The organism is Labilithrix sp. (assembly GCA_019637155.1).
Taxonomy (GTDB): Bacteria; Myxococcota_A; Polyangia; order Polyangiales; family Polyangiaceae; genus Labilithrix.
Map to the genome: position 1 here is coordinate 114,227 of JAHBWE010000002.1, position 24,327 is coordinate 138,553.

Here is a 24,327-nt window from a genome sequence, read left to right on the forward strand (position 1 = left end):
GAGGAGGACGACGACGAGGCGCGGAGCGCGGCGGAGCGGATGCTCTTCGAGGCGCTCGAGGCCGACGAGCGGTCGCGCGGCCTCTTCGAGCTGAATCGGTGCCTCGATGTGAAGTTCGGGGCGCGCGCGCTCGAGATCGATCTCGCGTGTCCGTCGCGCCGGCTCGCGGTGGAGATCGACGGCTATTTCCACTTTCGCGAGCTCGACGGCTATCGCCGCGATCGGCGAAAGGACGTCGTCCTGCAGAGAGAGAGGTATTTCGTCATGCGGTTCCTCGCCGACGACGTCGTGACGCGCCTCGACGAGGTGGTGGCGGAGATCCACCGCGCGCTCGTATTCCTCGAGAGAGAGAAGACATGAACCCGATCGAAACAGCCATCTTGGCGCGGCTGCTCGTGCCGGCGCGGAGACCTCCGTCCGAGCGCGACGTAATGAAGAGTCTGCGTCCCTTGTTCGGCAATACGTCCGACGTCGAAGCGCGCCTGCGCGAAGGGCTCGCGCGCCTCGCCGCGGAGGGCCTCTGCGCCGCGGGCGAGATGCGGTTGACGGCGACGGGGGAGCGGAAGGCGGCCGCGCTCCTCGGCGTCAAGGCCGGCGCGAAGCCGACGTGGGCGCGCCTCAAGGCGTCGCTCGTCGAGCTGGCCCTCGGCCGGTCGCCGTCCGAGCGCCCGCTCGGCGCGGGGGCGATCCGCGCCGTCGCGCTCGCGTCGAAGCTCGGGCTCGAGACGAAGTCGACCCGGCAGGCCGACGTCCTCGACGCGTGGGCGGCGCGGGAGCTCGGGATGGCGGGGCAGCGGCTGACGATCGCGAACGTGCGCGCGTTCGCGCTGTCGCGGGCGCTCGGGATCGAGTCGCTCCGCGATCCGAAGCGGATCGGCGCGGTGGCGACCGCGCACGTGCTCGGCGTCCCGCGGACGGACGCGGGCCTCGTGCGTGACGCCGTCCTCCGCGACTGGCTCGAGAAGCCGGCGGCGGCGGCGCCCGAGGGCGACGAGCTTCACTCGTTCGCGAGCGCGGTGAAGGAGATCGCGCGCGCGACCGAGGACGACGGGCGCTTCGGCCGGCACAAGGTGTTCATCGCTCCGATCTGGAGGCGCGCCCGCGCGAGCTTCCGGTCGATGGATGAAGGGCAGTTCAAGGCGAAGCTCGTCGACGCCCACCGGGCGGGGTTGCTCCGCCTGGCGCGCGCGGACCTGACGCCCGCGATGGCGCCCGACGTCGTCGAGGCGTCGGAGGTGCCTTATCTCAACGCCGTATTTCACTTCGTCGATTTGGAGGGGGCCCTCTCATGAGCAGCGTGATCGCCGACCTGATGACTTCGATTGCACAGACCATCGAGCGGCAGCTCGACGAGTCGACGACGCCGCTCGTCCTCGGCGAGGGCCTGCAAGGGTGGAGCAAGCGGATCGCGCCCGACGGCGAGAAGGTGACGGCCGGCGCGCTCGTGCACCTCGCGGTCCTGAACGACGCGCTCGTCGTCGCGGAGCTCGCCGTGATGCAGGACGGCGTGTTCACGAACGAGGAGAGGATTTACATCACGCCGCTCGCGCAGATGGCGGTCCGCTATCTGGGGCAGTTCCGGCAGTTCTACGAGGAGTTTTCGCACGGCCTCGACGACGTGAAGTACTTCCTCGACCTCCACATGAACGATCCCGCCCCGTTCGGCGGGAGGTCCTCCGATACGCGCTGGACCGGCGCCGAGATCTGCCGGCGATTCGCGATCAACGCGGGCGACGACGGGCCGCTATTCCTTTATCGCGACGCGATGGTGCGGCTCGTCGACGACATCTTCGAGCTGACGAAGGGGAGCGATCCGGCCTGGCAGAAGGACCTCCGCGAGCAGATCGAGCTCCACTCGCGGCTCGAGAAGAGCAGCGCGAGCGACGCGCGCCGGCTCGCCTTCTGCGCGCCGACGAACACGAGCTTCTTCCACGCCGTCGCGCACTCGGCGGAGGTGTTCGAGCGCGATCCGTTCGACGTCGAGGCGATCCACTTCGAGGCGCGCGAGGCCTTCAACCGGACGCTCCAGCGCGTCTCGAACGTGAACCGCCCCTCGAAGCGCGGCTCGATGCTCCTCATTCGGGGAGAGTCGGGCGCCGGCAAGACACATTTGATGCGCGCCTTCCGCCGGACCGTGCACGAGGCGCGGCTCGGCCACGTCGGCTATTTGCAAATGACGAGCACGAGCGGCTCGTACGCGCGCCATATCCTCACGAGCCTCGTCGACTCGTTCGAGAAGCCGTTCCTCCAGGGCGAGCCGTCGTCGCTCGCCTGCATCGCGGACTCGCTCATGCGCTGGCGCGTGCCGGCGGAGCTCGCGGCGCAGCTCCGCGAGGAGCCGGAGCCGAGCGCGCGCGCCAACATCGTCGGGCGCATCGTCGACAGCCTCGTCGCGCAGGCCGAGTTCTCGTCGATCGACGTCGACCTGATCCGCGCCTTCGTCTATTTCGCCACCAACGACGCCGTCGTCGAGTCGCGCGTGAAGCGGTATCTCCGCTGCGAGCAGCTGAGCGACTACGACCGGCAGCACCTCGGCGGTATCACGCCCTCGCCGGACGAGAACGCTCCGCTCCGCATGATCGTCGGGATCGGGAAGCTCGTCGCCGCGTCGCACGGCGGCGCGCTCGTGCTCCTCATCGATCAGATCGAGGACGTCTACGAGGCCGACGTCGCGCAGCAGCGCTTCCGGAACCTGATGGACGCGCTGCGCCAGGTCACGGAGCTCGTGCCCAGCTCGCTCGCCGCGGTCGCGTGCCTCGACGACTTCTACGAGGGGCTGCGCAAGAGCCTCACGCGCTCGCTCCTCGATCGGCTCGAGCTCGATCCGCCGCCCGTCCGCATCGTCGCGGCGAGGAGCACCGACGAGGTGGAGCTCCTCGTCGGCTCGCGCCTCCGCGCGCTGCTGGAGCTCCAGGGCGCGCGCGTCCACGAGGACGAGCCGCTCTGGCCGTTCGGTCCCAACGACATCGCACAGCTCGCCGGGCTTCGCACGCGCGACGTCCTCGATTGGTGCCGCTCCGCGCACGAGAGCTGCGTGACGGCCGGCAAGCTCGTGCCGTTCGGAAAGCTGGCGCAGGCTCACGCGACGCCGCCCGCGCCGGCGAAGCCGCTCGCGGCGGAGTGGGCGCGCCATCAGTCCGAGCACACCCTCGGCGTCGTCGACGAAGAGGAGCTCCTCGCGCTCCTCGAGTGGGGCTTCCGCCACGTCGCGCGCGAGTCCGAGGCGACGGTCGCGGTGTCGGCGCAGGACGGCCTCGAGATCGCGGTCGGCGACGGCGCCGGCGCGAAGCGGAGCCTGATCGCCTTCTGCAACGGCGCGCCGCAAGGCGGGAAGCTCGCGCGGCAGGTCGAGGCGGTCGCCGCGCGCGCCCAAAAAGCCGGCGCGCGCGCGGTGATCGTGCGCTGCTCCGACTTCCCGAAGACGGCGGCCAAGAGCGTGACGTCGGAGCGCCTCGGGCAGGTGCTCAAGCAGGGCGGCGCGAAGGTCTTCGTCCGCGACACGGACTGGCGCGCGCTCGCCGCGCTGCGCGCCTTCGTCGACGCGCACGCCGGCGCGGCGGACATCGACGCGTGGCTCCGCGAGGAGCGCGTCGCCTCCAGGCTCGACGTGATGACGAAGATGCTCGGCGCCGAGCTGCCGCCGAAGGCGAAGCCCGCGAGCGCTCCTCCGCCGATCACGCCGGCGCCGGCGGACGTGAGCCCGGTGTCGATCCGATCGAACGGCTCGCCGCCGAGCATCGAGCCGCCGATCCCTTCGTCGCACGGCGGCACCGCCGCGGGTCCCATTTTCCTCGGCCGAACGCGCTCGCTGCATCGGAGCGACGTGACGCGGGACCCGTCGACGTTCGTGCGCCACGCCGCCTTCCTCGGCTCGGCCGGGAGCGGGAAGACGACGCTGGCGCTCAACGTCATCGAGCAGTGCCTCGTCCGCGGCGTGCCCGCGCTCCTCGTCGATCGCAAGGGCGACCTCTGTCGCTACGCGACGCCGGAGTTCTGGAACGAGCCGGAGGCGGACCCGGCGCGCGCCGCGCGGAAGCGTGAGCTCTACGAGAAGGTGCGGGTGCAGGTCTTCACGCCGGGCGCGCACAAGGGGCGGCCGCTCGCGCTCCCGGTCGTGCCGCCCGGCCTCGCCGATCTCGACATGAGCGAGCGGAGCACGCTGAGCGCGAGCGCCGCCGCCGGCCTCGGCTCGATGATGGCCTACCGGGGCTCGCAGGTGGAGGGGACGCGCCTCGCGATCCTCGCCAAGGCGATCGAGCTGCTCGCCGAGCTCGGCGGAAAGACGGAGATCGACATCGAGAAGCTGATCGCGTTCATCCAGAGCGAGGACCCGATCCTGCTCGACGCGATCGGCGGGCTCGACACGAAGCACTTCAAGCAGCTGACGGAGCACCTCTCGACCCTGCGCCTTCGCCACGCGTCGCTGCTCCGCGGCGGCGATCTCCTCAGCGCCGAGCTGCTCCTCGGGCACGGGCCGTTCGCGACGCCGGGGAAGACGAACCTCAGCATCATCAGCACGAAGTTCCTCTCCGACCCGAACGTGGTCGACTTCTGGGTGTCGCGTCTGCTCATCGAGCTGACGCGGTGGTCCTCCCGCCACCCCGCCGGGCACCTCCAGGCGATCGTCCTGCTCGACGAGGCCGACATCTACCTCCCGGCGCAGTCGAAGCCCGCGACGAAGCAGCCGATGCAGGACCTCCTCCGGCGCGCGCGCTCGGCGGGGCTCGGCGTCTTCCTCGCGACGCAGAGCCCGGGCGATCTCGACTATCGGTGCCGCGACAACATCACGTCCTGGTTCGTCGGGAAGATCCAGCAGAACACGTCGATCGAGAAGATGCGCCCGCTCCTCAGCGAGTACCGCTCGAACCCCGCCGCCAAGCTCGCGTCGGCGGGGCCGGGCGAGTTCTTCGTGCTCGCCGAGGGCGACGTCGCCGAGCTGAAGGCGGAGCGCTCGATCATGAAGACGGACCAGCTCTCCGAGGACCAGATCCTGGCCGTGGCGAAGACCGAGAAGACCTGAGAGGAGGAGGCGTGGGACAGCGCAGGGCGACCGAGACGCTCTTCAAGATCATCGCCGCGTTCATCGACCGGCCGACCTGGAAGCAAGCCGAGCTCGCGCGAGAGCTCGGCACGAGCTCGGAGACCGTGCGCAGGCACCTCGGCGATCTCGTCGAGGGCGGCCTCAAGCTCGAACGCGAGGAGGACCACCCTCACGTCTACTGGAGCGTGAGGAAGAACTGGCTCCCGGGCGCGGTCGCCTTCAAGGGCGAGGAGGCGATGGACCTCCTCCGCCTCCTCGGGCGCGCGCCGCCGGGGGCGCTCCGCAATCGGCTGATCGCGATCGCGGTCGACCGGCTCACGCGCGCCGGCCTCGCGCCCGCCTTCGACCCGAGCACGATCCAGCCGGCGCCGGCGTCGCCGGAGGAGGAGGCGAACCTCGCGCTCATCGAAGACGCCCTGGCGAAGAAGGTGGCGCTGAGGATGCGCTACTACACCGCGAGCAAGGGGAGGGACTCGCGCCGCCACGTCTCGGTCCATCGCATCGACGCGATCGGCGCGCGGCCGCAGTTCATCGCGACGTGCCATGTCGCTAACGAATTACGTCGATTCCGCGTAAGCAACGTATCGGAGGCGAAGCTCGATTCGACGGAGCCGTTCCGCCCGACGACGAAGGACGCGCTCGCGAAGCTCGATCGGGAGAGCTTCGGCGGCTTTCGCGACGTCGGGCCGGTCGTGCGCTGCGCGTTCTTCGTGCGCGATCCGGAGGCGTACTGGGTGGCGCGGAACCTCCCCGACGACAACATCGCGGTCGAGGACGCGAAGGGCGGCTCGCGCTTCGTCGTCGAGACGGCGGGGGTCCTCGTGCTCGCGCGCTTCGTCGCCGGCCTCGGAGAGGTCGCGCGGCCCGAGACGAAGGAGCTCGCGGCGGAGGTCCGCGCGATCGCGCAAGCCGCCCTCGCGAACGCGACCCGCTGACGGCGCCGGCTCGGTCGCTCGCGCCCGCGGCTCATCGGCTCGCGCGCTCGTGTGTGTGCAGCGCGAGCGCGCGGCGGGCCATCGTCGCGATCTCGGCCCGGAGATCGCGTGGGGCGAGGACCTCGATCTCGTGGGCGTGGCCGAAGAGGCGGCGGCGCGCGGCGCCGGTGTCGTCGACCGCGACGGTGACGGCGGCGTGGTCCTTGGTGCCGTCGGGATCGTCGGCGACGCGCCGCGACCGGCCGCCGATCTGCGCCACGAGGTGCGAGAGCGCCGCGCGCGGCAGGCGGACGACGAGCTCGCGCGACGCGGCGGTGACGTCGGCGCGGGGCAGCGGCAGCGATCGCGCGAACGACGCGTCGTCGGTCCAGCGCCACCCGTACGGCTTCGCGCGATCGTCGGAGATGATCGGGAACACGCCCGACAGCTCGATGAGGTCGCGCTGGATGGTGCGCCGATGCACGTCGATCCCGCGCTCGCGGAGCCGCGCCTCGAGCGCGCCGGAGTCGATGCGCCGCGGAGGGAGCGGCAGCATCGTGAGGATCAACCACTGACGAAGGATCGCGGAGGCCATCACGTTCGTCGTAGGCCGCGCGCGATCGCCAAAGCCGATGCCGGTTGGACGTCACTGCATGACCGTTCAGTCGCGGTGAAATCGGTCGTGATCATCCACGGTTATGTCCTTCGTGCGGGCCGGTGAAATTTCGGGGCGGGGTCGGGCGACTTGTCTTGCGAGGATGGTGTCGACCTTCGTGCCCTCGGCGCTCTTGCATCCTCCGGTCGGTCCGGCGTTGCACGTCGATGCGCGCGAGCTTCGGCTCGTCGTGTCCGCCGTCGTCGCGGCGATCCTGCGGGAGCGGCCCGATCACGCCGACGTCGAGGACTGCACGAACGAGACGCTCCGCCGCGCGCTCGAGGCCCGCGCCGACGCGCGCGGTCCGGCGCGTCCCTGGGTGATCGGCATCGCGCGCCACGTCGCGCTCGATGCGCTCCGCGCGCGACAGCGGCAGCGCGCGCGGAGCGGGGGCGGCGCGCAGGAGGAGGCGCCGCCTTCGTCGACCGGCGCGCTCGTGGAGCGCCTCGCCGATCCGGGCGCCGGCGCCGACGTGCAGATGGAGCGCGCGGAGAGCGACGCGCGCGTGCGGCGGGTGATGACGACGCTGCCCGACGGACCGCGCCGGGCGCTCGAGCTCTTCCACCTCGAAGGGCTCCCGTATCAGGAGATCGCGCGGCGGCTCGAGGTGCCGCTCGGCACCGTCGCGACGTGGGTGACGCGTGGACGCAAGGCCATGGCCGAAGCGCTGGAGGACGAGGTTCGCCGATGAAGGAACCGCACGTGACCGAGACCGAGACCGAGGGCGAGCTGCTCCCCGCGGAGCTGTGTTGGGCGGAGGGCGATCACGCGAGCGACGTCGTGTTGACCGCGCTCGCCGACGGGCAGCACGCGATCGTCCCCGCCGCCGTTCGCGCGCACGTCGCGCGCTGCACGACCTGCATCGCGCACCTCGGGCACTCCGCGCTGCTCTCGCTCGAGACGCAGCGGTCGCTCGCGGCGACGCGACAGGCAGAAGGGCGGCGCCCCGTTCCGCGCCTCGCCGTCGCGCTCGGCCTCGTCGCGGCGGCGGTGGGGCTCGTGCCGTGGCTCCTCACGCACGACGCGCCGGAGCGTCCGGCGCGCGCGCTGTCGGCGATGACGCGCGCGCTCGCGGCGGTGGCGGCGCGGCTCGACGCGGGGGGAGCGTCGATGATCGGGATCGTCGCCACCTACGTCGCCGCCGCGTGTCTCGTCTTCATGGGCCTCGGGCTCGCACGTCTCTCTCCGAAGAAGGAAGTCTCACGATGAAGCTCGGTCGTTTCGTTGGTCCCGCCGTCGTCGCCCTCGTCGCCTTCGTGTTGTCCTCGAGCGCAGGCGCGGCGGTGAAGAAGGAAGGGACGTGGCCCGCGGTGGAGAAGGACGTGGACCTCGCGATCGACGGGCCGCCGAGCGAGGCGCTCAAGGTGCTCGCGCGCGAGGCGGGATGGAGCCTCGTGCTCCAGGACGGCGCCGCGATCGACGCCGCGGGCACGAACGTGCACGTCGCGGTGCAGGGACAAGCGGCCGACACCGTGCTCGACGCGTTGTTCGTCGGACGCGACGTGGTCGCGCATCGGAGCGGTCAGCTCGTCACGCTCACCGCCGCGTCGACGCCCATCGCGGCCGCGAGCGCGCGGACGCCGAGCCCGTTCCCGACCGCGCGCGGCGAGGACCGCGACGTGGTGGGGAGCAACGTGGTCGTGTCGGCCGACGAGATCGTCCACGACGTCACCGTGACCGGCGGCTCCGCGACGGTGAAGGGGACCGTGACGGGCAGCCTCGTCGTCACCGGCGGCTCGGCCACGCTGCGGAGCGGCGCGCACGTCGTCGGCGACGCGACCGTGCTCGGCGGCAAGCTACGGATCGAGAAGGGCGCGCGCGTCGACGGGAGCGCGCGCGTGACGGGCGGCAAGCTCGAACGCGACGACGGCGCGACGATCGGCGGCGAGGTGAGCACCACCGCGGCGGGGCGGCGGGACCGGCCGCGCGCGAAGCAAGAGGACGCGGGCGCGGAGCCGCCCTCGCGCGTCGCGTCGGCGGCGCAGGGGATCGGGCGCGCGCTCACGCGGGCGTCGCTCTTGTTCGTGCTGGGTTGCGTGCTGCTCGCGCTGCTCGGGCCGCGGATGGAGCGGCTGCGGGTCGAGGTCGCGTCGCGGCCGATGCGGTCCTTCGCGCTCGGCCTCGTCGGCGCGATCGCCGGCTCGATCGCGCTCGCGGTGACGCTGTTCGTGCTCTGCGTCACCGTGATCGGGATCCCGGTCGCCATCGCGCTCGCGCTCGGGCTCTTCCTCGCGCTCTACGGCTCGGTGGCCTCCGTGCTCACCACCTTCGGCGCGGCGGTGGCCGGCCACCGGACCGACAACCCGTACGTGCAGCTCCTCGTCGGCTGCGGCGCGTACCTCGTCGCGACGTGCATCCCGTGGATCGGCGGCCTCACGAGCTTCGTCGTGATCATGCTCGCGCTCGGCGCCCTGCTCGGCACCCGCGGCGCCGGCTTCTTCGAGCGAAAATCCCGCGCCGCGTTGATGGCCTGATCGCCGGTTATGCTCGGAGGCGGTGACGTCGATCCCCCTCCGCGTTCGTGTCGTTCCCGTCCGGCAGAATCGGTGGCTGTCGTGGATCGTCGGCGTGGCGGGAGGGCTCCTCTTGCTGTGGGTCGTCGCGACGCATAGCCCGCACGATCCCGGCGCGCTCGCCGGCGCCGGGGCGTCGGGGGCGCTCTGGATGATCGGCCTCCTCCTCTCCGGGCGTCCGGCGCCGTACGTCGCGCGCGTGGCGAAGGAGGAGGGCGGGCTCCAGGTCGGGCGGACGTGGGTGCCCGCCGTCGACCTGGAGGCGTCGATCGTCGAGGCGCAGGTCGGCGCGAGCGTCGCGTTCTCCTGGCCGCGGGGGGAGCTCTTCGTCGAGACGTCCACGCTCGAGGACGCGCGGACGCTCGTGCGCCTGAGCCAGGCCGAGGTGGTCGAGGACATCGTGCTCCGCGCGCCGGTTCCGTTCCTGCGGCTCGCGAAGGCGACCGTCGTCGCGCTCGGCGTCCTCGCGTGCATCTTGCTCGCGGCGCTGCCGTACGAATCGAGCGTGTTCGGCGCGCTCGTCTTCTGCGGAGCGGTCGCGTCGGTGCTGCACATCGTCGAGTCGTTCGCGAAGCGCCGCGTCGTGCTCGACGCGAGGCGTGGCTTCGCGGTCGCGAGCGGGTCGATCCGAGAGCACGTCCTCCTCCACATCCGGCGCGCCGCGGTGGAGCGCGAGCCGCGGGTCCAGGTCCGCGTCCTCGCGCGCGGCGAGGAGCCGACGCACGAGTGGCTCGGACGCCTCGACGGCGTCGCGAACGACGCGTACCGCGGTGAGCTGCCGCCGAAGGAGGAGCTCCACCGGATCGCCTTCGACGCCACGTCGCCGGTGCACGAGCGCCTCGGCGCGGCGCGCCTCCTCGTCCGGCGCTACGCGGTCCCGATCGAGGAGATCGAAGGTGCGCTCGAGCCGGAGCTCGTCCCGTACTTCCTCGAGATCGGTCACGAGGACGTGACGCACGCCGCGCGGGCGATCGATCGGCTCGGCCCCTTCTTTCGCCCGTGAGGCATCGCGACCAAAGGGCGCGCGGCGCGGGGTGTCCATCGCGCATGTCGCGGCTCTTCGTCCTCGGCGCGTGTCTGCTCGGGTGCGGAACGTCGGCGACCACCGCGAGCGAGCCCGTCGCGGAGGAGACCTTCACGATGACGACGAGCCCGCCGCCGTACGTCGCGGACGACACGCGCGCCGAGCCGTTCGGTCCTTCGCCGTGGTCCGGCCGGCTCACGCGCGCGCTGCACCGCTACTCGAACGGGTGCACCGATCATCGTCAGGTCGATCTGCTCGCGCTCGCGCAGGGCGACGCGCGCATCCCGATCCTCCTCGGCTGGCGCCGCGTCTCGCGGTACGGACAAGAGCCGCGCTTCCTCACGCGCGAGGAGGACCTCCCTCCGAGCGTGCGCGGTCACGCGTGCGTGCTCGTCACCGGCTCGGTCGTGACCTACGCGCACGAGGGCTACTCCGGCGCCCCGGCGTACGCGATCGCGGCGACGCTCATCGAGCCATGCCGGTGACCTAACGCTTCGGCTTCGGCTTCGGCTCGGCGAGGAACGCGGCCGCGAGGCGCTTGGGCGCGCGGAAGGTCCAGGCCTCGGTGATGACCGAGCGGAGCGTGGCGGCGTCGATGCGCGCGAGCGGGATGAGGACGGCGGGGTGACCGTCGAAGTGCGGGGTCGTGAAGAACACGTCTGGGTTCGCGTCGAGGAGCGACTCCTTCGTCATGAGGTCCGGCAGCCAGACCCCGAGGACCGTGCCCTTCGGCGCGCGATCGCCGAGGGCGGCGAGGTCGCTCTTCCGGAGCGGTCGCTCCCACGCGATCGTCTTCTTCTTCACCGACCACCAGCGGAGGCCCGTCGCCGAGCTCGTCTCGAGCGTCTCCGGGAGCGAGCGGACGATGCGTGCGACGGTGTCGAGCGTTGCCATGGTCGATCGCCCCTGAGACTATCGTCCGTCGTGATTGGCCGGCGCGTTCGTTCACTTCTGATGAAGATCGCGGAGCGTTCGCTCCCGCCTCCGCCGCCCCCGCCGCCGGTCTCCACCCGCACCGGCGGCGCCGATCCCGCCACCGGCGAGGTCCGCTACCTCGCGCTCGGCGATTCGATCAGCGCGGGCGGCGGCCTGCCCGATCCCGAGCGCGCGTCGTTTCCCGCTCGCCTCGCGGCGCGGTGGCGCGAGGCGGGGTGCACCGTCACGCTGAAGAACCTCGGCGTGTCGCGCTTCACCGCCGCCGACGTGATCCGCGACCAGCTCCCGCAGATCGAGGCGTTCGCGCCGACCCTCGTCACGGTGCAGGTCGGATCGAACGACGTCGCGACGAAGGTCCCGCTCGCGACGTACCGCGCCGAGGTCCGCGCGATCCTCGACGCGGCGACGCGCGCCGGCGCGCGGGTCCTCGTCCTCGGTCAGAACGAGTGGTTCCGCGCGCCGGACGGGCCCTCGTACGGCGGCACCTTCGAGAAGCGGGAGGCGTTCGACGCCGTGCTCTTCGAGGAGGCGAGGCGGCACGACGCCGAGCTCGTCGACCTCCGCTCCCTCTACCGCCGCCAGGCCGACGCGCCGGCGAGGAGTTGGTCCGCCGACGGCATCCACCCGACCGCCTCCGCCTACGACGAGATGGCGGCGGAGATCGCGCGCGTGGTCCCGGCGCCGTCGCTCCGCGCTCGAGCCGGCGCGTAAAATCGACGATTTTACCGACATGCGCGAGTTCATGATGCTAACGTAGGAAGATCCCGTGAACCGCAACGTCAAAGGCATCCTCTTCGCCGACTACGTCCGCATGATGCGTGGGAAGAAGGACGTCGACTGGTCGATGTTCGTCCGGCGCGAAGACCTCTTCTATTTCCGGAGCCAGGTCGAGCCCGACGACTGGTACCCGATGGAGACCTTCGAGCGGTTCGGCAACGTCATCCTCGCCGAGATCGCGAACGGGAGCCTCGAGGCGGTGCGCCAGTGGGGGCGCGTCTCCGTCGACGCGCTCGTCGCCGCGAACCCGAACCTCCTCGCGGCCGGCGATCCGGTGGAGACGATGATGCGCTTCCGCGTCCAGCGCGCCACCTACTTCGATTTCGAGGCGCTCGAGGTGCCGAGCCTCGCGCCCGGTCACGCCGAGGTCGTCATTCATTACTACATGGGCGCGAAGGCGGAGGAGGCCGCCTCGTACCAGACGATGGGGTTCTTCGAGCGCCTCGTCGAGGTCGCCGGCGGGGCCGACGTCGTCGCGAAGTTCACGAGCTGCTCGTGGACACGCGGCGCGCGCACGGTGCTCACGCTCGACTGGACGTGAGGTCAGCGCATCGTCGCCGCGATCGCGATCGCGGTCGCGAGCGCGAGCGCCACCGCGACGAGGGCGGGGCGGAGCTCGAACGCGCGCGCCGGCGGCGGCGGCGGCGCGGGCGTCAGGCGCACCTCGATCGTGAGCTGCTCGAGGCCCGCCTCGTCGCCGAGCGGCCGGACGAGGCGCACGCGGAGGCGCTCGCGCGCGTCCTCCGGCAGGACGAAGTGGGTCGTGCGCTCCGCCTCGGTGAGGGAGAGGCGAAGGGCGCCGCTTCGCCCGCACGCGTCGCAGCCTCCGCCATCGCAGCGCGCGCACGCGAGGCGGCTCGGCACGACGAGCTCCACCGCCTCACCGCGCCGCGCGGAGGAGAGCTCGACGCTCATCTTGCCGTGCGGCCCGGCGGCCGCGTCGAGCGCGGACGGATCGAGCACTCGCGCGAGCTCGGTCGACGGCATCCTCCTAGCCTACACGCGCGTCGATGCGCCCATGCGCAAGCTCCGCGCCTTCGGCGATCTCTCGCGAAAATCGGTCGTGTCGCGGCGCGACTGTGCAGCTGGCTGCACACTGTCGCGGCGCGGCGGCGGGCATGGAAGACTGCGCGCGATGGCTCGCCTCGACCCGCACTCCTACGCCGACGACGCTCAGCCGCGCACCGCGCATTTCGACTGGAAGGCGCGCGTCGACTTCGCCACGCGGACGATCGAGGCGGAGGTCACGCTCCGCTTCGCCCGACCCGCCGAGGGCGGGCGGCTCGACCTCGACACGCGCGCGCTCGACGTGCACGAGGTCCGCGGCCCCGGCGGCGCGCCGCTCACGTACGTGCTCGAGCCGGACGAGCCGATCCTCGGGCGCCGCCTCGCGATCGAGGTCCCCGCCGGCGCCGACGCGGTGGTCGTGCGCTACCGGACGTCGCCCGACGCCTCCGCGCTCCAGTGGCTCGCGCCCGCGCAGACGTTCGGGAAGGAGCACCCGTACGTCTTCTCGCAGTGCCAGGCGATCCACGCGCGCAGCGTCGTACCGTGCCAGGACACGCCGTCGATCCGGCAGACGTTCACCGCCGCGATCGACGTGCCCGCCGAGCTCCGCGCGGTGATGGCGGCGGCCACAATCGATCGGGAGGTGCAGGGCGCGCGCGCGGTGCATCGCTTCGAGATGCCGCAGGCGATCCCGCCTTATCTCCTCGCCTTCGCGGTGGGCGACCTCGCGTCGAAGGACGTCTCCGCGCGCTCGCGCGTGTGGGCGGAGCCGGGCGTGCTCGACGCCGCGCACTGGGAGTTCTCCGTCGTCGACGAGCACCTGCGCGTCGCGGAGTCGCTCTTCGGACCGTACGACTGGGACCGCTTCGACCTCCTCGTGATGCCGCCGTCGTTCCCCTACGGCGGAATGGAGAACCCGCGCCTCACGTTCCTCACGCCGACGCTCCTCGCGGGCGATCGCAGCCTCGTCAACGTCCTCGCGCACGAGCTCGCGCACTCGTGGACGGGGAACCTCGTCACCAACGCGACCGCGGAGCACTTCTGGCTCAACGAGGGCTTCACCGTCTTCGCGGAGCGGCGCATCCTCGGCGCGCTCGAGGGCGCGGACATGGCCGCCCTCCACGCCGCGATCGGCTTTCAGCGCATGCAGAAGGCGTTCGAGCAGCACGCGAAGCGGCCGGAGCTCACGCGCCTCCGCACGCCGCTCGCGGGGATCGATCCCGACGACGCGTTCAGCGCGGTGCCGTACGAGAAGGGCTTCCTCTTCCTCAAGACGCTCGAGGCGGCGGCCGGCGTCGAGGCGTTCGATCGGATCCTGACGGCGTGGCTCCGCGAGCACCGCTTCGGCGCCGCGACGACGGACGACCTCCTCGCGCTCGTGGAGCGCCTCGCGCCGGGTCTCCTCGCGAAGGTCGACGCGCCGGCGTGGATCGACGGCGCCGGTCTCCCCGCGTCGTACTGGCGCCCGGAGTCCGCGCGGCTCGCGGCGCTCGAGGCGGCGGTGGGCCGCGCGCCGTCCGAGGAGGAGGGCAAGGCGTGGAGCGCGACGGAGTGGCAGCTCTACCTCGAGCTGACGCCGCGGCCGTGCACACCCGCGCTGTGCGAGGAGCTCGATCGGCGCTGGTCGCTGACCGCGTCGAAGAACGACGAGGTGCTCGTGAGCTGGCTCGTGCTCGCGTGCGAGTCAGGGCACGCCGCGGTGCTGCCGCGGGTGGAGGAGGTCCTCGGCCGCGTCGGACGGACGAAATACGTGAAGGCGCTCTTCATGGCGCTCGCGCAGCGTCCCGAGACGCGCGCGCTCGCGGCGGAGCTGTTCGAGCGCTACCGCGCGACGTACCACCCGATCACGCAGCAGGTCGTCCGCGGCGTCCTCGCGTGAGTCACTCGGTGCGCCGGATGACGTGAAAGCCGAAGTCGGTCTCGACGACGTGGCTGACCTCGCCCGGCGCGAGCTCGAACGCCGCGTCGGCGAACGGCGCGGCGACGTCGCCCCGGCCGATCGATCCGAGGGTGCCCTCGCGCGTCGCGGCCCCGGGCTCTTCGCTGTACTCCTTCACGACGTCGCCGAACGACGCGCCGCCTTCGAGCTTGCTCCGCGCCTCGAGCGCGCGAAGGCACGCCTCCTCGCGCGATCGCGTGATCGTGTCCGGCGCCCGCTTCGAGCCTTTGTACTTCACGAGGATGTGCTTCGCGGTGATCTTCGCGGGCTCGTCCGCCTTCTTCTCGCGCGTCGCGCCGGCGATCGCGAGGCACTTGTCGGCGGGCGTCTCGCTCGCGGTCGGGGCCGCGGGCGGCGGCGGCGGTGTGCTCCCTCCGCACGCGACGACGAAGGGGACGATCACGAGCAGGACGCGGAAGGACGGCACCGGCCCAGCCTACCTCGTCCGAGGTCAGGCGCGCGGCGTCTTGCTGCGGAGGAAGGCGAGCGCGCCGAGGAAGTGGGTGGGCGAGAGATCGTGGCCGACCTTCTGCTCGCTGACCATGCGCGGGATGCCGGCGGCGGCGAGCGAGGAGGCGAACGCGCGCGAGTGGGTCACCGTCGTCGAGTCGTTGGCGCAGACGCCGACGTACACCGGCGCGAAGCGGGCGGCCGGCGTCGCCGCCTTCGCCATCGGCTGGCCGCCGGCGAAGACCGCGTAGCCGTCGACGTCGGCGCGGCCGCGCATCGCGAGCGAGCTCGCGAAGTACGCGCCGCTCGAGAACCCGAAGATGAACGTCTCGTCGAACTTCTTGTCGTCGCGCTTCTCGAGGAGCGCCTTCGCCGTCATCCACTGCTCGATGAGCGCGGCCTCGTTCTTCGCCTGCGCTTCGGCGGTGCCGGGCCACGCGTAGAGCTTGTCGCCGAGGACGCCCTTCGGGAAGAGCATCTCGATGCCGGTCGCCTTCGCGACGCGCGCGAGCATCTTCTCGTGGTTGTGCGACCAGTTCGTGTCCTTCGCGATGACGCCGTGGAGCCAGATGACCAGCGTGCGGCGGCCGCTCGTGCCGCGGCCGTCGATGTAGCAGACGTCCGACGGCAGCGCCTCCGTGCCTTCGCCGCACCACGCGTGCGCGGCGGGCGCCTTCGCGCGCACCGCCTCCGCCTTCGCCGTCCGAGGAGCGACGGCGACGAGGACACAGGCAACGAGCACACCGGCGAGGAGACGGAGTCGACTTGGCATGTCGCAGCGTCATTCAGGAAAGGTGCCGCGTCGCCGAGCACGAGATCACGAGGGAATTTCCGGCGCCCGCCGCAGAGCGCAGGTCTCTGTGATGTCTGGAGTCTGCGGTTTTGCGACTAAGGATCGTCGTGCCGTAGGACGATCATCTTCTCGTGTGTCATGTCGCGCATGGAGTAGGGAATGCCGCCCGTGCCGTAGCCGGATTGGCGGCGGCCCGCGAACGGCATCCAGTCCGTGCGGAAGGCGGTGTGGTCGTTGACGAGGACGGTCGAGGCGTCGATCCGGCGCGCCACGCGGAGCGCGGGCTCGATGTCGCTCGCGAACACGCTCGCCTGGAACGCCCACGGCAGCGCGTTCGCGCGCGCGATCGCGTCGTCGAGATCGGTGTAGCGGTACACGCAGACGACGGGCCCGAACACCTCGAGCGCGGACACCTTCGCGTCCGCCGGCGGCTCCACGATCACCGCCGGCTCGAGCGTCGTCTCCGACGCGCGGCGTCCGCCGGTGACGCGCGCGCCCCCGCTCCGCGCCTCGGCGATCCACGCCTCCACGCGATCGACCTCGCGCGGGAGGATGAGCGGACCGACCTCGGTGTCGGGGCGGAGCGGATCGCCGGTGCGCAACGCGCCGATGCGCGCCTCGAGCCGCGCGGCGAGGTCGTCCGCGATCGCGGCGTGCGCGAAGACGCGCTGCACCGACACGCAGACCTGGCCCGCGTGGTAGTACGCGCCCTTCACGAGCGGCTCCACGATCGCGTCGAGCTTCGCGCTGCGGTCGACGACGACCGGGGCCGCGCCGCCGTGCTCGAGCGCGCAGCGCGCGCCCGGCGCGAGCTTGCTCCGGAGGTACCAGCCGACCTTCGCCGAGCCGATGAAGCTGAGGAACGCGATCCGCGGATCGGTCGCGAGGCGCTCGGCCAACGCGTTGTCCTCGGTGACGAGGACCTGGCAATGGTCCTCCGGCAGGCCCGCCGCGCGGAGGAGCTCGACGAACGCGACGCACGAGAGCGGCGTCGCGGTCGCGGGCTTGACGATGACGGGGCAGCCCACCGCGATCGCGGGCGCGACCTGGTGGACGATCAGGTTCAGCGGGTGGTTGAAGGCGGAGATCGCGGCGACGACGCCGATCGGCTCCTTCGTCGTGAAGGCCCAGCGCCCGTCGCTCGCCGGGGTGAGGCCCATCGGGACCTCGGCGCCGGCGAAGGAGCGGAGCTCGTCGGCGGCGTCGCGGAGGCCGTCGATCGCGCGCGTCACCTCCACCCGCGCGTCGGCGAGCGGCTTGCCGCCCTCCTGCGCGATGCGCCGCGCGAGCTCCTCGCGGCGGGCCCCGACGAGGACCGCCGCCTGGCGGAGGACCTCGGCGCGGCGGTAGGGCCGGAGCGCGCGCGAACGATCGGCGAAGAGGGCCGCCGCGCGCGCGAGCTTGGACTCGAGCGACGCCGCGTCGTCGGTGTCCGTCTCGGCGAAGACGGCGCGGTCGAAGGCCTGGACGACCTTTAGCTTCGTCATCGTGACCTCAGCTCCTTCACGAGGACGCGCTCGTTCTCGGAGTAGTCGATCGGGACGCTCACGAGGTGGACGCCGCCCTCCGCGAACGCGCGCTCGAGCGCCGGCGCGAGGTCGGCGATCTCCGTCACCTTGGTCCCGCGCGCGCCGTAGGCTTCTGCGTATTTGACGAAGTCCGGATTGTCGAACGTCATTCCGAAGTCCGATAGCTCGTCGACGGCCTGCTTCCAGCGGATCATCCCGTACGCCTTGTCCTCGAGGACCATGACGACGACGTTCAGCTTCAGCCGCACCGCCGTCTCGAGCTCCTGGCTGTTCATCATGAACCCGCCGTCGCCGCACACCGCGAGGACGCGCCGCTTCGGATGCAGCATCGCCGCCGCCATCGCGGACGGGAGCCCCGCGCCCATCGTCGCGAGGGCGTTGTCGAGCAAGAGCGTATTGGCCATTCGTGTTCGGTAATTGCGCGCGAACCATATCTTGTACATGCCATTGTCGAGCGCGACGATCCCGTCGGCGGGCATGACCTTGCGCACGTCGTGCACGATGCGCTGCGGGGTGAAGCGGTCCTCCGTCGCGCGGTCGGCGAGGTGCGCGAGGATGCCGGCGCGGAGGGGGAGGAGCGCCTGCGCGTTCGGGAGCGTGCCCTCGAGGCGATCGGCGAGGTGGCGGAGGGAGCTCGCGAGATCGCCGATCACTTCGTAGCGCGGGAAGTAGACCTGCTCGACGTGGGCCGGCTCGTAGGCGACGTGGACGACGTCGGGCCCTTCTGCGCTCATGATGAACGGCGGCTTCTCGATCGTGTCGTGGCCGATCGTGACGATGAGGTCGGCGCGCTCGATCGCGTCGTGGACGTAGTCGCGCTCCGAGAGCGCCGCGGTGCCCATGTAGTGATCGGTGCCGCCGGGGACGGTGCCTTTCCCCATCTGCGTCGTGAAGAAGGGGATCTTCGTGCGGAGGACGAACTGCGCGAGGTCCGACGTCGAGCGCGGCCGCGACGCCGCGGCGCCGAGCATCACGAGCGGCCGCTCCGCCGCGCGGATCCGCTCCGCCGCGCGATCGAGGCTCGCCGCGCTCGCGATCGGAACCTCGGGCTCGTTCGGCGGGACGAGCGGCACGTCTTCGCACGCCTCGGCCGCGATGTCCTCCGGGAGCTCGAGGTGGACAGGACCGGGCCGCTCCTGCTCCGCGACGCGGAACGCCTCGCGCACGAGGGTCGGGATCGTCGTCGGCGACACGATCTGATGCGACATCTTCGTGAGCGGCCGCATCGTCGCGACGATGTCGACGATCTGGAAGCGCGCCTGCCGCGACGAACGGATCCCCTTCTGGCCCGTGATCATGACCATCGGCATCGCGCCGAGGAGCGCGTACGCGGCGCCGGTCGTGAGGTTCAGCGCGCCGGGGCCGAGCGTGGTGAGGCAGACGCCGGGCTTGCCGGTGAGGCGCCCGTACGTCGCGGCCATGAACGCGGCCGCTTGCTCGTGCCGCACGAGCACGAGCTGGATCTTCGACTTTCGGATCGCCTCGACGAGGTCGAGGTTCTCCTCTCCGGGGAGGCCGAAGATGCGATCGACGCCCTCGTTCTCGAGGGCGTGCACGAACAGGTCTGCTCCGTGGGCCATGGTGCGCTCGTGATGTTGGGCGCGCCGTCCGCGCCGGACAAGCCTTCTTCTTCAGGGTTCTTCGCCGGTGAGCGCGCGGCGTGCGTCGCCGCCCTCGTCGAGGCCGTAGATCTGCTCTTCGAGCGTCGACGCGCGGTAGCCGGCGCCGTGCGACGTGACGCGGACGAGGACCTTGCCCTCGCCGGTGGTGTCGACGCGGAGGCCCTCGATCGTGCCCGCCTCCACGTCGCGGACGAAGGCGCGCCGGACGCGGTCGCGGTACGTCGCGAGCACGGCGGCGGTGAGCCCGGACAGCGCGGCGATCGTCGCGGCGCCGAGCACGAGCGGACGCCCGAGCTCCACGAGCAAGCCAACCTCGCCGAAGACCGAGTTCATGAACGTCCGTCTGGCGGGGACGACGACGAACGTCGCGAGCGCGATGAGGAGGGAGACGACGCCGACGAAGCGCTCGCCCCGCTCCTCGCCCGCGAGCCCCTTCTCGGCGAGCGACTGCGCGCGCGCGATGGGGTAGGCGTAGAGCGCGAGGACGGCGAGGAGCCCCGGGACCCAGAGGATCGCGCCGATCGTGCCGCCGAGGATGAAGCCCTCGATGAAGTTGCCGTTCTCGGACGCGGCGAGGAGGCCGCACGCCATCGCGCCGTTGAGCGCCGCGAGCGGCACCGACCAGGCCCAGCCGCTCCGGAGCTTGGTGTCGAAGAACGTGCGGCGGCTGCGCATCGCGCGCGCCCAGACGAGCGCGACGAGGAAGGTCGAGATCGTGGTCGCCGCCATCGCGGAGCGATCGCCGGTGCCTCCGAAGAGGTTGCCGAAGACGGCGCCCGTTCCACCGCCGAGCGCGCTCGCGAGCGCGAGGACGTTGAGGACGCGCAGCGTGCCGAGCGATCGAAACGTCGCCGGCAGTCGGTGCTTCTTCGGCTGCGCGTCCGTCATCGCGGCGCTACTTCGAGACCTCGTAGGTCGGGACGAGGATCGCGCGCGCGAGCGTGTGCGAAAAGAGGTTGAAGCCGAGGAACGCGCACGACGCGTCGGGGCCGACGTCGAGCTTCTCGACGTCGACGGCGTGCACGACGACGAAGTAGCGATGCGGGCCGTGACCCGCGGGTGGGGCGGCGCCGATGTAGCGCGCGCCGCCGCCGTCGTTCTTCAGCGTGACGGCGCCGGCCGGCAGCTTCTTCGCGTCCGGGTTGCCCGCGTCGGCCGGGAGCTCGGTGATGCTCGCCGGGATGTTCGCGACCGCCCAGTGCCAGAAGCCGCTCGCGGTCGGCGCGTCCGGATCGTAGACGGTGACGACGAAGCTCTTCGTCTCCTTCGGGAAGCCCGACCACGAGAGCTGCGGCGAGACGTCTTCGCCGCCGGCGCCGAAGATGCCGGAGACCTGCGGCTTCGAGAGAGGTCTTCCGTCCGCGACGTCGGCGCTCGTCAACGTGAACGACGGCACCTGCGGGAGAAACTCGTAGGGCGAGGGAGGGCGCTTGCTGGTGGTCATGGCCGCCCATGGTAGGCCCGCGCGGGCGCGCGGAAAGGGTGAACCGACAGGCTGGTAACCGTTTGGTTTCGTTGAATGTTTGGTAAATTTGCGGCGGCGTAGCACACATCGCGATCTGGCACGTAGAAGGCTGGCGCCATGCGCTGGAGGGAATCCGCATGAAGCTGAGGTTGGTCGTCGTCCTCGCGGGGCTCGGAGCGATGTTCTCGTCGGCGGCGGCGTTCGCGATCCCGATCCCTCCGCCCGAGGAGCCGCCGCCGCCGAAGGTCGTCGCCGATCCGATCGAGGTCCCCGGTCCGCACCTCGCGCTCGGGAGCACGCTCCTCGCCGACGCGCGTCTCGGTCACGCGTCGCTCGCGACGGGCGCGGGCACGGCGGAGACCTACCTCTTCGCGACGGTGACCGGCATCGACTCGCAGCTCGCGACCGCGCCGCCGCTCGACCTCGCGCTCGTCGTCGACCGATCGGGATCGATGAAGGGACGCCGCATCGCGAACGCGATCGCCGCCGCCAACACCGCGGTCGACGGGCTGAAGGACGGCGACACCGTGCTCGTCGTCAGCTTCGACACGCAGGCGGAGGTCGTGCTCGAGCCGACGACGATCAGCGCCGAGACGCGCCCCGACATCCGGGCCGCGATCGAGGGGATTCGCCTCGGCGGAGACACCTGCATCTCGTGCGGCCTCGAGGCGGCGAAGCGCGCGCTCGATCGCGCACCGATCGGCGGCGACCGCGTGCGCCGGATGCTCCTCCTCTCCGACGGCGCGACGAACCACGGGATCAAGGACGTCGCCGGGCTCCGCGGCCTCGCGTCGCTGATCCGCGAGCAGAGCTGCGCCGTCACCACGATCGGCGTCGATCTGGATTACGACGAAAAGGTGATGAGCGCGATTGCGAGCGAGGCGAATGGCAATCACTACTTCGTGGCCAATCCCGAGACGCTCTCCAGCGTGTTCACGCAGGAGTTCCTCCAGCTCCTCTCGACGGTCGCGCAGGACGCGGCGCTCGTCGTCGAGCCGGCGCCGGGGGTCGAGATCGACGAGGTCTTCGATCGCTCCTTCAGCCGCGACGGCCGCCGCGTCGTCGTCCCGCTCGGCACCTATGGAATGAAGGAGGAGAAGTCGCTCCTCTTGAAGCTCCGCGTGCCGGTCGACCACGACGGACGCCAGCCCGTCGCCGACGTGAAGCTCGCGTACCGCGACCTGCGCGAGCACCGGAACGTGTCGTACAGCGGGACGCTCGCCCTCGACGTGAAGAGCGACGGCGCGCAGGCCGAGCTCGATCCGTTCGTGCGCGCGCGCGTCGAGCGGAGCCAGACCGCGCGCACCCTCGCCGAGGCGAGCGAGCTCATCGCGGGCGGTCGCGCGGAGGAGGCGCGCCGGCGCCTCGCCGGCCGGACCAACGAGCTCGGCAACGTCAAGCAAGACGTGTCGCGGAGCGCGCCGGCGGGCAACGTCGCGCCGACGCGCGCGCGCGGCTTCCGGCAAGACTTCGACGATCAGGTCGCCGCGCTCGAGAAGGCGCAGAAGGCCGCGGACGAGGCGGCGGCGTCGAAGCAGAAGGACGCCGCCCCGACGAAGGCGGCGCCGAAGGCGCTCCAGGAGCTGAACCTGAGCCGAGAGTTTCGCTGAAGCTCAGCGTCGCGCCACGTTCGGGGCCGCGTAGGAGAGCGCGAGGACGTCGGTCTCCCAGCGGCGTCGCAGCGCGTCGAGGTCGGCGACGCCGGTGACGCGCCGGAGCGCGGGGAGGCCGTCGCCTTCCGGGTGATCGCGAAACGTATAGAGAGAGCCGCGTTTGCCGTCGAACGCGAGCCGCGAGCCTCCGGCCATCGTCTCGAACGAGAGCGAGCGGCGTTCGCGAATGGCTTGTTGGAGCTCCGCTAGTCGCCAGTTGGTGGCTCCGCGAATATGGCCTTCGACGTCGATCGGTCGCTCGAACAGCGAGCCGAGCCCCTCGTTCAGCCAGGTCGGGGCGGAGGGGAAGTCGGCGCCGACGTAGGCGTGCACCAGCTCGTGGACGAGCGTGCCCCAGCCGTACGCGGAGTCGACGACGAGCGCGCGCTTGCACGGCCGGAAGAAGCCGTAAGGTGTGTCCGGCACGACGTCGAGCAGCGCGGAGCTCCCGCTCCGATACGAGGCCTCGTCCGCGAACACGAAGATCGTGAGCACCTTGCCCGGCTCCTTGTCGAAGAAGTCGGCGCGGAGGCGATCGCGCGCCCACTCGATCGTCGCGGTCGCCTCGGCGCGCATCCCGTTCTGCGCGACGACGACGAACGGCGGCGCGGCGAAGACGTCGTATCCCGCGCCGACGCTCTCCTCCCGGTCGCGCCGCTCCTCCTCGATCGCGACGGGGCTGAGCGCTCCGTCGGCCGCGCCCACGCGACAGCACGTGAGCTCGACGAGCCCGGTGAGCACGACGAGCACGACGAGGAGCGCGCGCCGCACTCCGGTCCGACCCACGAGCGTCGCCGGTCCTTTGGAAGCGGGCTTTCCTGCGCGGGAGCGGCGGGAATTTCATTGAGCCGGGACGATTCGCGTCGTGGTGTCGTCCTCCCGCCGTCTCATGCCTGCCGTCATTTTTCGATCGATGCTCGGCGGCGTAGGGTGCGCGCACGATGAACACGGACATCTTCGACTACGCGCACGGCGATCCGCCGACGGAGATCGCCTACCGCCCACCGACGTCGGACCGCGCGTCCGCGACGCCGTTCTCGATGTCGTCGTTCGGCATCGCCGAGGATCCCGACGCGGAGTCGCGGCGCAAGCGCGGTCTCTTCTTCGGTATCGGGGTCGGCGTCGTCGCCGTCATCGCGGCGGTGATGATCTCACGTGCGTCGCACGAGCCCATCGCCGCGAAGCCGGTCGAGACGAAGCCGCCGCCCGCCGCTCCCGCCGCTCCCACCACGCCGCCGCCGCCGCCCGAGACGAAGCCCGCGCCCGCCGTGCCCGCCGTGGAGGTGGCCGACGAGAAGAAGCCGGAGGCGGAGACGACGGTCGAGGACAAGGCGAAATCGAAGGCGGCGAAGCGCGCGGCCCATCGTCACGGCAAGAAGCGGGGCTAGCGTCACACACCTCGTTTGCGGATATGCTCGCTCCATGGGGCGAGGCGCGTTCGCAACCACGATCGGCGTCGCGCTCGCTGGGCTCGCGGGGTGCACGCTCCTCGTCTCGTTCGACGAGCCCTCCGACGTCGCCGAGATCGTCGACGACAGCGGCGTCGCGACGACCTTCGACGCACCGCCGCCCGGCGACGGCGCGCCCGCCGGTGACGCGGCATCGGCGGCGGACGCCCGCCCGTCCGACTTTCCTCCCGAGTGCAAGACGCCGCCGACGGTGTTCGGGTTCTGCGCGCCGGGCGGCATGGTCTGCGGTCGGCGCGTCACCGACTATCCCGCCGACGGGGAGAACGATCTGCTCCGGTGCGAGGGCGTCTTCACCTGCACGGCGCGGTGCCCGATCGGCTGCGTCGCGGTCAACGGATTCGACGATCAGTGCGATCCCTGCAGCGGTCGCGCGGACGGCACGTACTGCGGTCGCGACGTCGGCTGGAGCAAGCGCAACGCGGACGTCGCGGTTCGATGCCGCTCCGGCAAGGTCGCGTCGACGGCGGTCTGCGGCGAGAACAAATGCCAGAGCGCGTGCACGCGATCGGAGCCCGAGCTGCCTTCCTGCTGTGTTTGAGC

25 protein-coding genes are annotated in these 24,327 nt (G+C 71.5%); 15 read left to right on the plus strand and 10 right to left on the minus strand.

The window, feature by feature from the left end; genetic code table 11:
* The first annotated feature begins 39 nt into the window (after positions 1-39).
* The 4 genes from KF837_04260 to KF837_04275 all read left to right on the plus strand — a co-directional run bounded on the left by KF837_04260 (position 40) and on the right by KF837_04275 (position 5,976).
* Positions 40-360, plus strand: coding sequence for a DUF559 domain-containing protein (locus KF837_04260; GenBank protein ID MBX3226497.1), 321 nt, complete (start codon positions 40-42; stop codon positions 358-360).
* A gap of 71 nt (positions 361-431) precedes the next feature.
* Positions 432-1,292 carry a hypothetical protein gene (locus tag KF837_04265; GenBank protein MBX3226498.1) on the plus strand — a complete coding sequence of 287 codons (861 nt, stop codon included), beginning with the start codon at positions 432-434 and terminating at the stop codon, positions 1,290-1,292.
* Positions 1,289-5,020, plus strand: coding sequence for an ATP-binding protein (locus KF837_04270; GenBank protein MBX3226499.1), 3,732 nt, complete (start codon positions 1,289-1,291; stop codon positions 5,018-5,020). The genes KF837_04265 and KF837_04270 overlap by 4 nt, the downstream gene beginning before the upstream one ends.
* Before the next feature lie 11 nt (positions 5,021-5,031).
* Positions 5,032-5,976, plus strand: a complete 945-nt coding sequence (locus KF837_04275) for a WYL domain-containing protein (protein ID MBX3226500.1) — start codon at positions 5,032-5,034, stop codon at positions 5,974-5,976.
* Positions 5,977-6,007: 31 nt separating this feature from the next.
* Here KF837_04275 and KF837_04280 read toward each other — a convergent pair whose 3' ends face one another.
* Complete coding sequence (locus KF837_04280) at positions 6,008-6,550, minus strand: WYL domain-containing protein (protein ID MBX3226501.1); 543 nt, start codon at positions 6,548-6,550, stop codon at positions 6,008-6,010.
* A gap of 163 nt (positions 6,551-6,713) precedes the next feature.
* Here KF837_04280 and KF837_04285 point away from each other — a divergent pair, with 163 nt between their 5' ends.
* Genes KF837_04285 through KF837_04305 form a run of 5 tightly spaced genes read left to right on the plus strand, consistent with a single transcriptional unit; the run spans position 6,714 to position 10,632 of the window.
* On the plus strand, positions 6,714-7,301 hold the full coding sequence (locus tag KF837_04285) for a sigma-70 family RNA polymerase sigma factor (GenBank protein MBX3226502.1): 588 nt from the start codon (positions 6,714-6,716) through the stop codon (positions 7,299-7,301).
* Positions 7,298-7,819, plus strand: a complete 522-nt coding sequence (locus KF837_04290) for a hypothetical protein (protein MBX3226503.1) — start codon at positions 7,298-7,300, stop codon at positions 7,817-7,819. Before KF837_04285 ends, KF837_04290 begins: the two co-directional genes overlap by 4 nt.
* A complete protein-coding gene (locus KF837_04295; protein ID MBX3226504.1) occupies positions 7,816-9,084 on the plus strand; it encodes a polymer-forming cytoskeletal protein in 1,269 nt (422 codons plus the stop codon). The genes KF837_04290 and KF837_04295 overlap by 4 nt, the downstream gene beginning before the upstream one ends.
* 22 nt (positions 9,085-9,106) lie before the next feature.
* The gene (locus tag KF837_04300) at positions 9,107-10,126 is read left to right on the plus strand and encodes a hypothetical protein (GenBank protein MBX3226505.1); all 1,020 of its coding nucleotides are present in this window, start codon (positions 9,107-9,109) and stop codon (positions 10,124-10,126) included.
* A gap of 44 nt (positions 10,127-10,170) precedes the next feature.
* Entirely contained in the window at positions 10,171-10,632 is a 462-nt protein-coding gene (locus KF837_04305; GenBank protein MBX3226506.1) for a hypothetical protein, read from the plus strand.
* 1 nt (position 10,633) lies between these two features.
* Here KF837_04305 and KF837_04310 read toward each other — a convergent pair whose 3' ends face one another.
* Positions 10,634-11,041, minus strand: a complete 408-nt coding sequence (locus tag KF837_04310) for a hypothetical protein (protein MBX3226507.1) — start codon at positions 11,039-11,041, stop codon at positions 10,634-10,636.
* Between the two features lie 60 nt (positions 11,042-11,101).
* Between KF837_04310 and KF837_04315 the strand changes: the two genes are divergently transcribed.
* Both KF837_04315 and KF837_04320 read left to right on the plus strand, forming a co-directional pair.
* A complete protein-coding gene (locus KF837_04315; protein ID MBX3226508.1) occupies positions 11,102-11,794 on the plus strand; it encodes an SGNH/GDSL hydrolase family protein in 693 nt (230 codons plus the stop codon).
* 55 nt (positions 11,795-11,849) lie between these two features.
* Positions 11,850-12,401: a hypothetical protein gene (locus KF837_04320; GenBank protein MBX3226509.1), complete on the plus strand. Its 552-nt coding sequence runs from the start codon at positions 11,850-11,852 to the stop codon at positions 12,399-12,401.
* A gap of 2 nt (positions 12,402-12,403) precedes the next feature.
* Here the strand turns inward: KF837_04320 and KF837_04325 are convergent, their stop codons facing one another.
* Positions 12,404-12,847 carry a hypothetical protein gene (locus KF837_04325; protein MBX3226510.1) on the minus strand — a complete coding sequence of 148 codons (444 nt, stop codon included), beginning with the start codon at positions 12,845-12,847 and terminating at the stop codon, positions 12,404-12,406.
* A 148-nt stretch (positions 12,848-12,995) separates the two neighbouring features.
* Between KF837_04325 and KF837_04330 the strand changes: the two genes are divergently transcribed.
* A complete protein-coding gene (locus KF837_04330) occupies positions 12,996-14,747 on the plus strand; it encodes a M1 family metallopeptidase (protein MBX3226511.1) in 1,752 nt (583 codons plus the stop codon).
* A gap of 1 nt (position 14,748) precedes the next feature.
* Here the strand turns inward: KF837_04330 and KF837_04335 are convergent, their stop codons facing one another.
* From KF837_04335 to KF837_04360, 6 genes are all read right to left on the minus strand, one after another.
* On the minus strand, positions 14,749-15,234 hold the full coding sequence (locus KF837_04335) for a peptidyl-prolyl cis-trans isomerase (protein MBX3226512.1): 486 nt from the start codon (positions 15,232-15,234) through the stop codon (positions 14,749-14,751).
* Positions 15,235-15,258: 24 nt separating this feature from the next.
* Positions 15,259-15,999: a hypothetical protein gene (locus tag KF837_04340; GenBank protein MBX3226513.1), complete on the minus strand. Its 741-nt coding sequence runs from the start codon at positions 15,997-15,999 to the stop codon at positions 15,259-15,261.
* Between the two features lie 146 nt (positions 16,000-16,145).
* A complete protein-coding gene (locus KF837_04345; GenBank protein MBX3226514.1) occupies positions 16,146-17,537 on the minus strand; it encodes an aldehyde dehydrogenase family protein in 1,392 nt (463 codons plus the stop codon).
* On the minus strand, positions 17,534-19,159 hold the full coding sequence (locus tag KF837_04350; protein ID MBX3226515.1) for an acetolactate synthase large subunit: 1,626 nt from the start codon (positions 19,157-19,159) through the stop codon (positions 17,534-17,536). The genes KF837_04345 and KF837_04350 overlap by 4 nt, the downstream gene beginning before the upstream one ends.
* Before the next feature lie 51 nt (positions 19,160-19,210).
* A complete protein-coding gene (locus tag KF837_04355) occupies positions 19,211-20,089 on the minus strand; it encodes a hypothetical protein (protein ID MBX3226516.1) in 879 nt (292 codons plus the stop codon).
* A gap of 7 nt (positions 20,090-20,096) precedes the next feature.
* Positions 20,097-20,645 (minus strand): YbhB/YbcL family Raf kinase inhibitor-like protein, encoded by a 549-nt coding sequence (locus tag KF837_04360; GenBank protein MBX3226517.1) that lies wholly within the window; start codon positions 20,643-20,645, stop codon positions 20,097-20,099.
* A 158-nt stretch (positions 20,646-20,803) separates the two neighbouring features.
* Here KF837_04360 and KF837_04365 point away from each other — a divergent pair, with 158 nt between their 5' ends.
* Entirely contained in the window at positions 20,804-22,276 is a 1,473-nt protein-coding gene (locus KF837_04365) for a VWA domain-containing protein (protein MBX3226518.1), read from the plus strand.
* A 3-nt stretch (positions 22,277-22,279) separates the two neighbouring features.
* On the opposite strand, the gene KF837_04370 is transcribed toward KF837_04365, so the two are convergent.
* Positions 22,280-23,104 (minus strand): hypothetical protein, encoded by an 825-nt coding sequence (locus KF837_04370; GenBank protein MBX3226519.1) that lies wholly within the window; start codon positions 23,102-23,104, stop codon positions 22,280-22,282.
* A 155-nt stretch (positions 23,105-23,259) separates the two neighbouring features.
* Here KF837_04370 and KF837_04375 point away from each other — a divergent pair, with 155 nt between their 5' ends.
* Both KF837_04375 and KF837_04380 read left to right on the plus strand, forming a co-directional pair.
* On the plus strand, positions 23,260-23,706 hold the full coding sequence (locus tag KF837_04375) for a hypothetical protein (protein MBX3226520.1): 447 nt from the start codon (positions 23,260-23,262) through the stop codon (positions 23,704-23,706).
* A gap of 34 nt (positions 23,707-23,740) precedes the next feature.
* Entirely contained in the window at positions 23,741-24,325 is a 585-nt protein-coding gene (locus KF837_04380) for a hypothetical protein (protein MBX3226521.1), read from the plus strand.
* The last annotated feature ends 2 nt before the right edge of the window (positions 24,326-24,327 follow it).